We start from the raw sequence: 13,964 nt of genomic DNA on the forward strand, positions 1-13,964 counted from the left end.
CCGGCTCTACCTCCCGCGCCTTCGGACGCAAGTGCTCAAACCGACAACTTCCGGGCGACTTCGGACAGCTGCATCCTGCGGAATCTTCCAGCGCTGCAATTCCGCTCTCTGAAGGGCAATACCGCCTACTCTTCCCGTTCATCGTTTTTGTGAAGATGGTAAAATGGATTCATTTTCAGTGAAGCTGAAGCGTTTCATATCGCAAGAAAAACTTCCGCCAAATACTGAATGTCATCTGTACTTGACGTTCGTTGATGTTTTTCTGCAAAACATATACTCCATAATAACGCGCTTCATGTCGATAGTCAACTTCCCTTGGCCCAAAGTGCAGGACCATTTTCCCGTGTTCAGGCAGACCTCATCCCGGGAACAAAAAAAAGAGCCTTGCGCCGCAAAGCGCCAGGCTCTTCTGATTACGTCAAAAACGTTATGGGATATACAGAATTTGACCTTCCTGCACGGTCTGGTCCGCCAGCCGATTGTACAGCACAAGCTCCCGCGGCGTCAGCTGATAACGGTCGGCGATTGTCTCGAGCGTCTCCTCCCGCTGAACGATGCACAGCCGGACCTTACGGAACGGAGTCTGCTCGGAGATACTGCCAAGGAACAGGTTCTTCCATTTGATGTCATCGGCTTCAGCAGCACCCGCGCTGGCGATGGCATCCGCAGCCTGCTGCTCCTCCTGCGCCTGCTGGTACTCAAGCTCCTTGATCGAACGGCTTGAGGACAAGATCGAGGAAAAGCCGATCGCTTCCTTCTCGCCGGACTCGGGCTCCTTCTTGCTTCCGAGCGCAATCCGCATTTCCCGGTCTTCAGGCGGTTCTTCCTGCTGAACTTTATCCTGGAAAGCTCCAAACGGGAACGTAGGCTCGCTGAACGGGTCTTTACCCGCCGCGTTCAAATAGATGTCTTCTTCCTGCTCTTCATCCGCCTGAACCGCCGTCGCTTCAGGATGCAGCAGCTCCGACTCTTCTTCATGCTCAAAATGCCACTTGTTCGGGTACTGGGGCTCTGCTGTCCGCTCCGATGGTTCCTTGTCCGTATGTAAAGCGGATAATCCGGCCACCTGCGGCGGAGGCGCTGCCGCTTCCCGCTCAGGTTCGCGGGCAAATTCCCATGCGGTAGACGGCGCAGTTTCGCGGGAATCGGACGCCTGAGGCACAGCCGCTTCCTCCGGCTCGGACGGAGGAACAGCAGCCGCTTGCCATACGGCTTCCCAGGCTGCCGCTTCCCGTGCTTCATCCGAGTCATCGGCTTCCGCTGCTTCGACCGGAACCTGTTCCGGCTGCTCTGCCTGAATGTGGGACTGAGGCGGCGCAAAGGACGGAGCCGGTGCCGTCCAGACAGGCGCAGGGTCGTCCGTCGGCGTGAATTCGCGCTGTTCCGGTTCTGCCGAAGCCGGTTCTTCCTCCCGCTCTTGCGCGAAGATAGCCGCTTCCTCCAGAATGTCCTCATCCGGTGCATGAACCACCGTGAATTCGTCCGCTTTCCAGGCGGGTGATTCCGCGACCTGAGTCTCGATGCCGCGCAGAGAGAGAACGCCTGTAATATTCAGGCTTCGTTTGGACAGCAGGTCGACGTCGAAATTTTCGATTTCCACCGCAATGTCATCCAGCGAGGTTACCCGGTTCAAGGGAACCGTAATCTCTACTGGAATGAAATGCTCCAGCCGCTGCGTTCCTTCTTCCTCACCTTCGCTTCTGTACAGCCCCGACAGGAGCAGATGCCCGCGCAGACTGGCTTGTTCGTCCTGGCTGATCACTTGAATATGCGGAAGCAGCTCGATTTCCTCGAGTTCTTCGATTCCCGCCACGTCTTCGTTTAAATGAATGCGTTCGTAAATGTCAAAGCGTAAACCGTAGGACTGGTCAAACACAAATAACGTCCTCCTTTTCGGCATATTTCTAACCGTGGGCCATCCCCACAGCACGAGCCAAAATCGTTACTCGTTCTATTTATATGCTTTAAAAAGAGGAGCATGCCAGTTTTCATATGATACTTAGGTTTACGCTCTCACAAGGGCTTTGAGACGCTCCATATCCTCAGGCCACGGATCGCTTACCTCAATCAGCTCGCGTGTGAGCGGATGGGCGAAAGAGAGACGCTCCCCGTGAAGCGCCTGCCTGCCGATGGCGGACATGCTTCCGCCGTACAGGGCATCGCCCAGCAACGGGTGGCCGACATGACTGAGATGAACGCGGATCTGATGCGTCCGTCCGGTTTCCAGCTCCAAGTAGACGAGGCTGGCTTGATTCCCGGCTTCTGCATGGAGAATCCGGGTCACCGCAGATTGCCCTCCCGGAGACACCCGTCTGCGCTGCTTGTGATGGCGGTCCTTGCCGATGGGCAGGTCGATGACCTTCAGATCCGCAGGGATCCGCCCCTCGACAAAGGCGGCGTAAATCCGCGAAATCCGCTTGCCGCTCATCTCCTTGTCCAGCACAAGCTGCGCCCAGTCATTTTTGGCATACAGCACGGGCCCAGTGGTATGCTGGTCGAGCCGATGAATATGCCTGACCGCAATCTCTTCCCCCTGCATCTGATAATGGGCGGCCACAGCATGATCCAACGTGATTTCGTCGGAGTGTCCATCCGGGTGAACCTTCATCCCGGCAGGCTTGTGAACGACCAGGCAGAAGTCGTCCTCGTACAGCACGGTGAGATCCATCCAGATCGGCTCAATCCCCGCCTTGCGGGAAGCAAAAAGGGCCAGCCGAAGCCGGTCCCCTTTCCACTCGATGCCATTTGATGCCTTAAGCTGTCCAAGCAGCTTCTCCGGCATGCCTGCCTCGTTCAGCAGCCACGCTGCGGCCGCCGCTTCGCGGTCTTCGGCCGATGCGATTTTTTTGCCCGGAGCCAGCTCCAGCCATTCCCCGCGCCGGAGCCAGTGGTTCAGGCTCACAGCTGCTTGAGGGCGTTGTAATTGGCTTCGATCGTCGCATCGATGTCTTCGATGCTGTGGGCAGCCGATACAAACATCCCCTCAAATTGGGAAGGAGCCACGCTCACGCCTTCCTCAATCAGATTGCCGAAATATTTGGTGAAGCGCGGAATGTCGCTCGTCTTCGCCGTATCGTAATTCACGACAGGCCCTTCCGTGAAGAAAGGACATACCATGGAACCGACGCGGTTAATCGTCACCGGAATGCCAAGCTCTTTGGCATTTTTCACAAAACCGGCCTCCAGACGGGCTGCGCGCTCTTCCAGCTGGTCATATACGGCAGGCGTCAGGAGCTTCAGCGTCGTATATCCAGCCGCCATGGCCAACGGATTTCCGCTCAGTGTGCCCGCTTGGTAAATCGGACCGGACGGCGCCACTTTCTCCATAATTTCGCGTTTGCCGCCGTATGCGCCGACAGGCAGTCCGCCGCCGATGACCTTGCCCAGGCAAGTCAGGTCAGGCGTAATGCCGAACCGGCCTTGGGCACAGTTCAAATGAACACGGAACCCGGTCATGACCTCATCAAAAATGAGCAGGCTGCCATATTTTGTCGTAATTTCGCGCAAGCCCTCCAGAAAGCCCGGAAGCGGAGGTACGACGCCCATGTTGCCGGCTACCGGCTCCACGATGACGCAGGCGATCTCCTCGCCAAAACGTTCAAAGGCAACCATTACCGACTCAAAGTCGTTGTATGGAACCGTGATCGTGTTGCTGGCTACGCTTTCCGGCACGCCCGGGCTGTCAGGCAGACCCAGCGTCGCCACCCCGGAGCCGGCTTTGATGAGCAGGCTGTCCGCGTGTCCATGGTAGGAGCCTTCGAATTTCAAAATTTTGCTGCGTCCCGTGTACCCGCGGGCCAGACGAATCGCGCTCATCGTCGCTTCCGTACCGGAATTGACCATCCGGACAATGTCGATTGAAGGGACACGCTCGCACACGAGCTTGGCCATCTCCGTCTCAATCAGCGTAGGCGCGCCAAAGCTCGTGCCTTTGGCCGCCGTTTCCTGAACCGCAGCAATCACTTCCGGATGGGCGTGTCCCATAATCAGGGGCCCCCAGGAGCCGACGTAGTCGATAAAACTGTTGCCGTCAATATCGTACACGCGCGATCCTTCGGCATGGTCCACATAAATCGGTGTAAGGCCGACCGATTTAAAGGCGCGGACCGGGCTGTTCACTCCGCCGGGGATATATTGCTTGGCTTCTTCAAAGGCCGACCGGGAAGCCTCCTCCTTGCGCTTTCCTGACATACTGCTCATGTCATTCACTCCAATCTATCGGTTTAAATCACCCCGCTAAGCGGGGATTTTGCTCCGATGCTTCGGTTATCCCTTGATCCACCGGGCCACGTCTTTGGCAAAATAAGTAATAATGATATCCGCGCCGGCGCGCTTCATGCTCGTCAGCATTTCCTGCACTACGGCTTTTTCGTCGATCCAGCCTTGAATGGCCGCCGCTTTGACCATGGAGTACTCCCCGCTCACATTGTAGGCGACGAGCGGAAGGTCGAACTGATCCTTCAGCGTGCGCATAATGTCCATATAAGACAAAGAAGGCTTGACCATCAGCATGTCGGCCCCTTCAAGCACGTCGGATTCCGCTTCACGCAGCGCTTCGCGTGCGTTGGCCGGATCCATCTGGTACGTTTTGCGGTCGCCGAACTGGGGTGCCGAGTCGGCTGCTTCGCGGAATGGGCCGTAGAAGGCGGAAGCATATTTGACCGAATAAGACATGATCGGAATATGCTCAAATCCGTTCTCATCAAGCCCTGCGCGGATCGCCTGCACGAAGCCGTCCATCATGTTGGACGGGGCGATAATATCGGCGCCGGCTTTCGCCTGGGACACCGCCGTTTTGACCAGCAGCTCCAGCGATTCATCGTTCATGACGTCGCCACACACATGGCCATCCCGTTCATACGTATGCACCATGCCGCAGTGTCCATGATCCGTAAACTCGCAGAGGCAGGTGTCGGCTACGACGAGCAGGTCCGGATACCAGGACTTGATCAGGCGTGTCGCTTCCTGCACGATGCCGTCTTCCGCAAAGGCCGAGGAGCCGATGCTGTCCTTCGTTTCCGGAATGCCGAACAACAGCACGGCCGGAATACCGAGGGAGGCAATTTCGTCCACCTCTTCTTTCAGCCGGTCCAGCGAAAAATGATAGACTCCCGGCATGGATGAAATCTCGTTTTTTATGTTTTCTCCATAGGTTACAAAAATCGGCATGATCAGGTCATTCACGTTCAGCACCGTTTCGCGCACCATGTTCCGCATGCCCGCGGACTGGCGGAGGCGCCGGTGTCTTACCATTGGAAAACTCATAGCTGTAAACCTCCTGTTGGTAGATATTTACGAGTCCAGGGTCATCCCAGACCCTTCTATTCTGATGCGGCCGCAGCTTCCGCATTCCACAGGCACAGCGACCGGACAAGGCTGTCCAGCGTCGCTTCTTCGGCAATGATGCCTACTTCAAGTCCCGCGTCACGGGCTGTCTTGGCCGTAATTTCTCCAATACATGCAACTTCCACGCCCTGCAGCAGCGCTGCCGGGTCCTGTACTCCCATCCGCTGCAAAATCGAGAGCAGATTGTTCACCGTCGACGAGCTGGTGAACGTCACGGCATGAATCCCGCCCTCTTCCAGCAGCCGGATCAATTCGGGATCGTCCTCCCGCCCGGCGATCGTCTGATACATCACGGCGCTGGTGACTTCGAGTCCCATCTCGGCGAGCTTCTCAGGCAGCCAGTTTCGTGCCAGATCCCCGCGCGGAAGGAGAACCTTCTGGCCGGCGAGCAGCTGACTGCCCAGCGACTCGATCAGTCCCTCCTGCTGGAAGCGGTCCGGCAGCTCCACGGGGATGATGCCCCGCTGCCCGAGCGCTTCGGCTGTGGCCGGGCCGACCGCCGCAATCCGCGCCGTATGCAGCTGCCGGATGTCCTTCCCCTGCTCCTTCAAATGGCGGAAGAAGTAGTCGACGCCGTTGGTGCTGGTGAAGAACACCCAGTCGTATTCACCGAGCCGGTCGAAGGCGTCCTTGAGGCCCTGCTTAAGCTCGGGCGCTTCGGGATACACCGTCTCGATCACCGGAAATTCGTAGGGCTCCCCGCCGAGCTCCTCGATCCGGTTGACCAGATCGCTTGCCTGGGCCCGGGAGCGGGTGACCAGGATTCGCTTGCCGAACAGCGGCAGCGACTCCGCCCATTTGAGCTGCTCGCGCTGCCGCACGACGTCCCCGACAACGATGACGGCCGGCGGCTGAAAGTCCGCCTGCTTCACTTTCTCCGCGATGTCGGCGAGCGTCCCGGTGAGCACCGCCTGCTCCGCCCGCGTCCCCCACCGGATCAAGGCCACCGGCGTGTCGGGCTTGCGTCCATGGCGCATCAGCTGCTCGGCGATATAACCGATCTTGGCCACGCCCATCATAAAGACCAGCGTTCCGGTCGCGTTCGTGACCTTGTCCCATTCGATCATCCGGTCCAGCTTGTCCGGGCTCTCATGCCCGGTGATGATGGACAAGGAAGAGGCCAAATCCCGGTGGGTCACCGGAATGCCTGCGTACGCCGGTACCCCGATCGCCGCCGTAATGCCGGGCACGATTTCATACGGAATGCCGTTTCGCCTTAGCAGTTCGGCTTCCTCACCTACGCGTCCGAATATCGTCGGATCGCCGCCCTTCAACCGCACGACCGTTTTGCCCTGCAGGGCAAGGTCCACCAGCAGCTGGTTGATCTCTTCCTGCTTCATCGTATGGCGGTCCGGGAGCTTGCCGACGTATATTTTTTCCGTTCCCGGCTTGAGTGAATGCAGCAGCTGCGGCCCCGCCAGGCGGTCATACACGACGACATCCGCCTTTTGCAGGCATTCCAGCCCTTTTACCGTAATTAATTTGGCATGCCCGGGCCCGGCTCCCACCAAAAATACTCTTCCCGCCATGTTCTCATCCCCTACTCCCTGGTCTGTTCCAGAATTGTCTCGGCTCCCTGGGCAATCAGCTTATTGGCAACGTCTTCCCCAAGCTTCAGTGGATCCGTTCCCGTCAGCGTTTCTTTTAAAATGACGTCCCCTTCGGGAGATCCTACCATTCCCGTTAATTGTATAACGGGCGGAGTCTCTTGGGAATGCTCCGTATCGGACGGAACGAGTACGGCGTGTGCCCCGATCGGCACCTGGCAGCCGCCGTTCAGTACGGCGAGAAACTTGCGTTCGGCAGCAACGGTCAGCTCCGATTCCTTATCGTTATACAAATCAAGCAGTTTGCGCAGATCGGCATCATCTTCGCGGCATTCGATGCCGAGAGCTCCTTGGCCAACAGCCGGCAGGCAGGTCTCCACCGGAATATACGAGCTGATTTTATCCTCCCAGCCCATGCGGTACAGCCCGGCAGCGGCGAGAATGATCGCCTGAAAGCCTTCCGTCTCGAGCTTGCGCAGACGCGAGTCAATATTCCCGCGAACCGGCTCCAGTTCCAGGTCCGGCCGGTGAGCCTTCAGCTGGCTGGAGCGGCGCAGGCTGCTCGTTCCCACTTTCGCTCCCTGCGGAAGCTCGTCAATGCTTTTCCCATGAAGGGAAATGAGGCAGTCCCTCGGATCGACGCGGCGGGGCACCGCACCGTTCATCAGACCCTCGGGAAGAACCGAAGGCATGTCCTTCATACTGTGCACGGCCATATCGATTTCACCGTCCAGCATAGCCTGCTCGATTTCTTTAACGAACAAGCCTTTCCCGCCGACCTTGGACAACGTCACATCCAGAATGCGGTCGCCTTTCGTCACGATCTTTTTCACTTCGAATTGAAAATCAAACCCGTGTTCCGCGCACAGCTGCTTCAGCTGGTCTATGACCTGCCCTGTCTGCGTTAATGCCAATGCGCTTTGTCTGCTGCCTACTACGATTGTCCGCATCATGATTCCTCCTGGTTGTTCGCTATCCATTGCTTGATTTGTTCCGTATCCCACGGCTCAAACGTGCCCTTGCGGATTTCATCCAGCACTTCAAGATCTGCCGCTTTCATTAATAATCTTTGCCGGGTTTCCGGGCGCGTAACCTGCCTCTTGATGCTGCTGCGCATCCGGTACATCCATTCGAGATATTCCTCGTATTCGGGGCCGTATTCTTCCTCCAGCCTGTCGCAAATCTTCGCAGCCAGCGCCGGTCCGGCGCCTGATGTGGACACGGCGATCACCAGCCTGCCCCGGCGAAGCACGCTCGGGCTGATAAAAGAACCCGTCCTACTGCCGCCGGCTGCGTTTGCCAGCGCACCCATCCGCTCTGCCTCATCGATCACGGCACCGTTCACTTCAGGCGAGGAGGTTGCCGCATAGACCAAAAAGGCCCCCGCCAAATCTCCCGCCGCGTACTCGCGGGAAATCCAGCGGATCCGGCCTTCCATTACAAGCTGCCGCAGTCCTTGTGTCACTTCCGGACTGATCACCGTCACATCGGCCGAAGCCGCAAGCAGGGAGTTTACCTTTCTTTCGGCCACGGCCCCGCCGCCCACCACGGCGCAGCGGCGCCCCTTGCAATCCAGCATTACGGGCAAATATACCGACAAAGGACTCACTCTCCTGTCCAACGGTGAAAATCGGACCACGTATTCAGTACGAAAATAAATATAATAAACGCATATCCGATCAGAATCCACTGGGCCATCACTTGACCGGAATGCTGTTTGGAACGTTTACGAATCAGAAAAAAATAATAAATCGCCAGTCCGGCAAGCGTAGCCACTACTTTCAAATCCAGCAGCAGGCTGAGCTTGCCTTCGGAAATAAGCGACAGCACCGCGACGATGAACGAAACGGATAAGAGCGGGGTTCCGATCGATGCGAGCAGGTACGTATACTTGTCCATCAGCTCAAGACTCGGAAGCCGGCGGACGGTGTCGCTCCATTTTTTCCCTTTCAGCCTTCTATGAAGAAACAAATACATGCCGGCAAATACGGCGGCAATGGTGTAAACGGCGAAGCTTAGGTTGGCGAGCGTGATATGCAGAATGAGCAGGCCGTGTACCGTCTCCCAATGACGCAGCGGGTTATTCCCCGCCGCAAACCATAAACGGTTCAGCACCATGGCGCTGAATCCGATGATGCCGAGCAGCAGGACGGCAAACTCCGACCGCTGCACCCAGTTCAGGATCAGCGCGGCGATGACGATACTAAATGAAAATAAGAGCAAAAAATCAAATGGAGTAAAGATCGGCAGCATGCTCTCCTGCCACGCTCTGATCAGAAGCGCGCCTCCCTGCAAAACGCCAACTACAACAAGAAGCCCTGTACCCATCCGCTTTGCCCCCTGATTGCGTCGTATGCAATCCGAGATAAAAAACAGAAGGCTCAGGGCGTAGATATAAATGCCGGCATCGTAAAAACCAGTGAGCAATGTCAACTCCCCCTACCGGCTTACAGGCTTGCAGGAGTCAAAGAAACCTTGGACAGCTTCATGTCCGATGGGTTCTTGCTATTCCCTTGCGGAACCTTGCCGGATTTCTCCATGACGCTGCTGCCATGACCGGACGCATTCATGTCCTCTTCCAAAGCAAATATATGTGTGAAAAACTCTAGCGCCTCGTTGCCTTCCTTGCCGCCGGCCATTTCCTTCAAGCGGTTGATCGGATCGTGCATCATCTGATTGACGATGCTCTTGGTCAACCGGCGGATGACTTTGCGCTGATGGTCGTTCAGTTCAGGCAGCTTGTTAAACAGGCTTTCCAGCGTCTCTTCATGAATCGCCGTGGACTTCTCCTGAAGCGCACGGATCGCCGGCCGGATGCCGAGCGTCTTGAGCCATTGATAGAACGCCGTCTTCTCCTCTTCGATCATCACTTCGATCTTCGCCGCTTCGGCCCGGCGCATTTCGAGGTTGCTCTCAACGATTCCTTCGAGATCGTCAATATCATACAGGAATACGTTGCTAATCTCGGCGATAGCCGGATCAATGTCCCGCGGCACCGCGATATCAATCATAAACAGCGGCCGGGATTGCCGCTTCTTCATGCTCTCGCTGACCTGCGCCGGCGTAAGCACGTAATCCTTGGCACCCGTCGAGCTGATCAGGATGTCCACTTCGTGGAGCCGGGCAATCGCCTGCTCCATCGTGCACGGCGTACCTTGAAACTTGCTGGCCAGCTCTTCCGCCCGCGCGAGGGTCCGGTTGGCGACGATCACCTCTTCGGCCCCGTTCGCGTACAGGTGCTTGACGGTCAGCTCGCTCATTTTGCCGGCTCCGAGAATGAGCACCTTCTTGTCGTTGAACATACCAAAAATCCGTTTGCCCAGCTCAACGGCCGCGTAGCTCACGGACACTGCGCTTTCCCCAATGGAAGTCTCCGAATGGGCTCTCTTGCCAAGGGTCACAGCCTGCTTGAACAGCATGTTGAACCAGGTGCCCGTCGCTTTCTCCTCCTGGCTTTGCAGGAAGGCGCTGCGGACTTGACCCAAAATTTGCGTCTCCCCGATCACCATGGAGTCCAGGCCGCAGGTCACCCGGAACAAATGGGAAATGGCCTGCTCGTCTTCATATATATATAAATGCTTTGTAAATTCTTCTCTTGGGATGTCAAACCATTGCTCCACAAAACTGCGGATGAAATATCCGCACATATGAAGACGGTCTACCACCACGTATATTTCAGTGCGGTTGCACGTAGCCACAATCACGCCTTCCATTACACTTTTCGTCAGCATCAGCTGGCTGAGTGCCTTTGGAAGTTCGCTTTGATCAAATGTAAAACGTTCCCTCACTTCTACAGGCGCTGTACGATAGTTTAATCCGACAACGACGATGTGCATTACGTGTTCACCTGCCTATGTTTCATTTCAAAAAAAAAGATCCAGTTCAGGACGTTTTTTTTGATAATATCAGAAAGTATAAACTCCAGAGCCATGGCTTCCTGATATTGCAAGAAAAATTACATTTAAACGCGGTCTGTCTTCTTTGAAGGTACGTCGATAGACGTTTTTCTTACGGTAGTTCATTAACAACGTGTTCATTATATCACAAATGTCCTGCTCTCTCTGAACTATTTTTGAAATGTTTATGAAATTACATGTGATTTATTGTGTCACAAAGCACTGGGCTTTATACCCTCTTTATTGCGTTTCTTCCAGCGTCTTGGCGAGTTCTTTGCCGATTTTCTTCAGCTGGCCCGCCTGCGAGGCGATCACGTGCCCGTCCTCGCTCAGCAGCTTTTCGTATACAGGCATGACACCTGCATACAGCTGGCTGTACCGAAGCAGCATGTCCTTCTCCGCGTCGGTAAGGAGGCGGTCGCCGCCGATTTGCCACTCTGTGATTACATTAACCAGATCACCGACCGGTTTAAGCGGATCGACAGCACCGTCCCCAAATGTTTTTGCCAGCCGGTCGTGAGCATACGACGCCGAATAAGCAGCCAGCTTGAGGGCGTTCAGCTCATCGGTGCGCGAACTGCCAGCCGCATCCGCCAGGGACGTTCCCAGCACCTGCATTTGAAACTGGGCCACCTCGAACAGCATCCTTTCGGCATTCTCTCCTTCGGTATGAGGCCACATCATCCGGTATCCTTGGTAGACAAGGCTGACAAGCAGGACCAGCAGCAGACCGACAAACAGCAAATCCCTCTGTTTTCTCCTTCTCACGCTTAAGCGAACCTCCCTGTTAACAAGCTTACTACTCATTGTATGGGGGTCCAAAAAAACAAATAACCATGGAGATGTCCATGGTTATGATTTAGATATCGTTATTCGTGCCGCGAAGTTACACCAGCTCGGTCTGTTTCAGTTCAGGGGTTTCTACCGTCAATTCACCCAAACCGCGCACCAGTTTCTTGGCGTAAGTTTTCTCAGGTTTCAATACGGATACCAGGTAATCAATGGCCAACTGTGGATCTACCGTCTCACCGCAAGTGTAGCAGTCGATCGCTGCGAATCCTCTCTCAGGATACGTGTGGATCGAGAGGTGGCTTTCTGACAACAATACGAGTACTGTAGCGCCTTGTGGTTCAAACTGCTTGGATTGTACCGACATGACTGTAGCACCGCATGCTTCGGCTGCCTCAACCATTTGAGCCTGCAGAAATTCCGCGTCATTCAGCATGTCAAAATCTACACCCCAAGTATCAACAGCAACGTGTCTTCCGAAAGTTGAATATTCCATCCTTCGGTTCCCCCTTCCTAGGAATAAAATGTTTGAAAATTTCATCCGCTAGGACCTACGTCATTCACTTCCCGAGGGAATAATCTCTCGCAACATTCAATGTCCTGAGTGAATCCTGGTTCCTATATAATTCTTTTCAACGAGATTAAAAATAACATCTATCCGCACTAATTGCAACCCTTTTTTATCCTTTGCAAATATTTATTTTTAGCCACTCATCCCCGCGTCACCCGACCCGTTTTACCGGGCGTTTGAGACATAAAAAGAACCCTTCGGTTACCGAAGGGTTCTCTTTCTCCGAGGCCATCTCAAGCCTCAAGTGCAAACCATTTATGTGTGGTGAGGCGCAGTTTCTGGTCAATAACAGCAATCTGTTCAGGGGTCACCGCTTTGTTCCGTTCATCGAGCCAAAAGTTAATATCTTGGTATAAACGGGATATTTCCTGTTCGACCTCGGTGAGCTGGAACATTCGCTGGAGTTCTCCGGCCGTATGCTTATATTCATACACCAGCTTACTCTGGGAAGTCGTAACTTCCGCAATTTTGCGAACCGAGCCTTTTTCATAATAATACATCATTGTGAATCCTTGATAAATGCGATTGACGATTCCGTCTCCTTTGCAGGCGACGAACAGTTTGCGGACCGCGTTTGTCAGATGAGGGTTCACCAAGCGGCAAGACAATTCACAGATGTATAACGAACCTTTACGCTCCAGAGGGAGATGAACCGCCTCGCCGCTTTCGTCTTCAAGCACAATTTCTTGTCCTCCGCCATCCAGTACTTTCACATAAGGATGCACATGACAGCTTTCCGCCGAATGCAAAAATTGGTTCAATTGCTGCTCCGTCATTTGTAAAGTAGTTTGAACATACTCTGTGGCTAACCGCTGAGCCATAAAAATCTCCTCAATTCTTTTTTATGATTACAGAATGATGTGCTCCGGCACGGTTCGATTCTATAATCGCAAGAAAAATTTCCGCCGGACATGGCGGGTGAAGATCGTTAAAGGAGCTCAAGGCCTCTTTAAACAACCTTTAGTATTATTATACAGCACATCCTCGAGCATTGGCTTGCTGAGCGAACCATGAATTTCCTTCATATTTCATAAAATAACGGATTAAACCGGATTGTAGCCGAAAAATCTTATGGGATGCTCACTTTCCTCCCGCGAAAAGTCTGAATCCCTATAGTATACAGCGAATTTATCGCATTTCCGTTAGGTTGAGGCGTTACAGGTTCTCCTGCTGCTGCCCTTCCTGCGGAACCGCTCCGGACTGTGGAGAATCGCTGCTTTCTACAAAAGACTGGATCACAGCCCATAACTCTTCTTTACCCACGCCCAGCTCCGAAGAAAACATGACGAACAAATCAGTGCTGCGGAGAAGGAGCCCCTCCTTCATTTGCTTGACGTGTTTCTGCCAGCGGCTCTTCGGTATTTTATCTGCTTTCGTAGCCACGACGCAGATCGGGATGTCGTAATGCTGAAGCCAGTCATACATCATGATGTCATCCTTGGTCGGCGGGTGGCGAAGATCCACCACCATGAGAACCAGCTTCAGCGTCTGCCGCTCCAGCATGTATTTCTCAATCATCTTGCCCCAGGCGGCCCGCTGCGTCTTGGACACTTTGGCGTAGCCGTACCCTGGGAAGTCCACAAAATACAAAGCCTCATTAATACGATAGTAGTTCATATGCTGGGTTTTGCCCGGGGTCGAGCTTGTTCTCGCCAGGTTCTTCCGATTGATCATCCGGTTGATGAGCGAGGACTTGCCGACATTGGAACGCCCTGCCAGAGCAATCTCCGGCAAGGCGTCCACAGGATATTGGTCAGGGCCGACGGCGCTGATAATAAATTCTGCATTCGTAACTTTCATGTTAAATAAAACCCT

General features: G+C 54.6%; 13 protein-coding genes and 1 other annotated feature (1 of these 14 cut by a window edge). All 13 genes read right to left on the reverse strand.

Annotation, left to right across the window (positions count from 1 at the left end):
- Positions 1-151: a binding site (T-box leader), on the reverse strand; it reaches 107 nt to the left of the window's first position.
- 276 nt (positions 152-427) lie between these two features.
- Entirely contained in the window at positions 428-1,876 is a 1,449-nt protein-coding gene (locus ABID47_RS26480; protein WP_354501281.1) for a LysM peptidoglycan-binding domain-containing protein, read from the reverse strand.
- A gap of 129 nt (positions 1,877-2,005) precedes the next feature.
- Positions 2,006-2,902 carry an RluA family pseudouridine synthase gene (locus tag ABID47_RS26485; protein ID WP_354501283.1) on the reverse strand — a complete coding sequence of 299 codons (897 nt, stop codon included), beginning with the start codon at positions 2,900-2,902 and terminating at the stop codon, positions 2,006-2,008.
- On the reverse strand, positions 2,899-4,200 hold the full coding sequence (gene hemL, locus ABID47_RS26490) for a glutamate-1-semialdehyde 2,1-aminomutase (RefSeq protein WP_354501285.1): 1,302 nt from the start codon (positions 4,198-4,200) through the stop codon (positions 2,899-2,901). The genes ABID47_RS26485 and hemL overlap by 4 nt, the downstream gene beginning before the upstream one ends.
- 66 nt (positions 4,201-4,266) lie before the next feature.
- Positions 4,267-5,265: a porphobilinogen synthase gene (gene hemB, locus ABID47_RS26495; RefSeq protein WP_105446159.1), complete on the reverse strand. Its 999-nt coding sequence runs from the start codon at positions 5,263-5,265 to the stop codon at positions 4,267-4,269.
- 56 nt (positions 5,266-5,321) lie between these two features.
- Entirely contained in the window at positions 5,322-6,875 is a 1,554-nt protein-coding gene (gene cobA / locus ABID47_RS26500) for a uroporphyrinogen-III C-methyltransferase (protein ID WP_354501287.1), read from the reverse strand.
- Between the two features lie 11 nt (positions 6,876-6,886).
- Positions 6,887-7,843 (reverse strand): hydroxymethylbilane synthase, encoded by a 957-nt coding sequence (gene hemC / locus ABID47_RS26505; RefSeq protein WP_354501938.1) that lies wholly within the window; start codon positions 7,841-7,843, stop codon positions 6,887-6,889.
- Positions 7,843-8,493: a precorrin-2 dehydrogenase/sirohydrochlorin ferrochelatase family protein gene (locus ABID47_RS26510; RefSeq protein ID WP_435530671.1), complete on the reverse strand. Its 651-nt coding sequence runs from the start codon at positions 8,491-8,493 to the stop codon at positions 7,843-7,845. The genes hemC and ABID47_RS26510 overlap by 1 nt, the downstream gene beginning before the upstream one ends.
- A gap of 5 nt (positions 8,494-8,498) precedes the next feature.
- A complete protein-coding gene (gene ccsA, locus ABID47_RS26515) occupies positions 8,499-9,221 on the reverse strand; it encodes a cytochrome c biogenesis protein CcsA (protein ID WP_145141996.1) in 723 nt (240 codons plus the stop codon).
- 119 nt (positions 9,222-9,340) lie between these two features.
- Positions 9,341-10,729, reverse strand: coding sequence for a glutamyl-tRNA reductase (gene hemA, locus ABID47_RS26520; protein WP_076174358.1), 1,389 nt, complete (start codon positions 10,727-10,729; stop codon positions 9,341-9,343).
- 300 nt (positions 10,730-11,029) lie between these two features.
- Positions 11,030-11,557, reverse strand: a complete 528-nt coding sequence (locus ABID47_RS26525) for a hypothetical protein (RefSeq protein ID WP_147306314.1) — start codon at positions 11,555-11,557, stop codon at positions 11,030-11,032.
- Positions 11,558-11,675: 118 nt separating this feature from the next.
- Positions 11,676-12,074, reverse strand: coding sequence for an adenosylmethionine decarboxylase (speD, locus tag ABID47_RS26530; protein ID WP_089548381.1), 399 nt, complete (start codon positions 12,072-12,074; stop codon positions 11,676-11,678).
- Between the two features lie 308 nt (positions 12,075-12,382).
- On the reverse strand, positions 12,383-12,970 hold the full coding sequence (locus ABID47_RS26535; RefSeq protein ID WP_076174350.1) for a non-ribosomal peptide synthetase module: 588 nt from the start codon (positions 12,968-12,970) through the stop codon (positions 12,383-12,385).
- A gap of 334 nt (positions 12,971-13,304) precedes the next feature.
- Positions 13,305-13,949 carry a ribosome biogenesis GTP-binding protein YihA/YsxC gene (gene yihA, locus ABID47_RS26540; RefSeq protein WP_354501292.1) on the reverse strand — a complete coding sequence of 215 codons (645 nt, stop codon included), beginning with the start codon at positions 13,947-13,949 and terminating at the stop codon, positions 13,305-13,307.
- Positions 13,950-13,964 lie beyond the last annotated feature (15 nt).

This window comes from Paenibacillus favisporus, from assembly GCF_040545415.1.
Classification (GTDB): Bacteria; Bacillota; Bacilli; order Paenibacillales; family Paenibacillaceae; genus Paenibacillus_AQ; species Paenibacillus_AQ favisporus.

Excerpts from the sequence above, each read along its gene's own strand:
- hemL (WP_354501285.1), bottom strand. The coding sequence starts at position 4,200 with ATGAGCAGTATGTCAGGAAAGCGCAAGGAGGAGGCTTCCCGGTCGGCC.
- cobA (WP_354501287.1), bottom strand. The coding sequence starts at position 6,875 with ATGGCGGGAAGAGTATTTTTGGTGGGAGCCGGGCCCGGGCATGCCAAA.
- ccsA (WP_145141996.1), bottom strand. The coding sequence starts at position 9,221 with ATGGGTACAGGGCTTCTTGTTGTAGTTGGCGTTTTGCAGGGAGGCGCG.
- yihA (WP_354501292.1), bottom strand. The coding sequence starts at position 13,949 with ATGAAAGTTACGAATGCAGAATTTATTATCAGCGCCGTCGGCCCTGAC.
- hemB (WP_105446159.1), bottom strand. The coding sequence starts at position 5,265 with ATGAGTTTTCCAATGGTAAGACACCGGCGCCTCCGCCAGTCCGCGGGC.
- hemA (WP_076174358.1), bottom strand. The coding sequence starts at position 10,729 with ATGCACATCGTCGTTGTCGGATTAAACTATCGTACAGCGCCTGTAGAA.
- speD (WP_089548381.1), bottom strand. The coding sequence starts at position 12,074 with ATGGAATATTCAACTTTCGGAAGACACGTTGCTGTTGATACTTGGGGT.
- ABID47_RS26535 (WP_076174350.1), bottom strand. The coding sequence starts at position 12,970 with ATGGCTCAGCGGTTAGCCACAGAGTATGTTCAAACTACTTTACAAATG.
- hemC (WP_354501938.1), bottom strand. The coding sequence starts at position 7,843 with ATGCGGACAATCGTAGTAGGCAGCAGACAAAGCGCATTGGCATTAACG.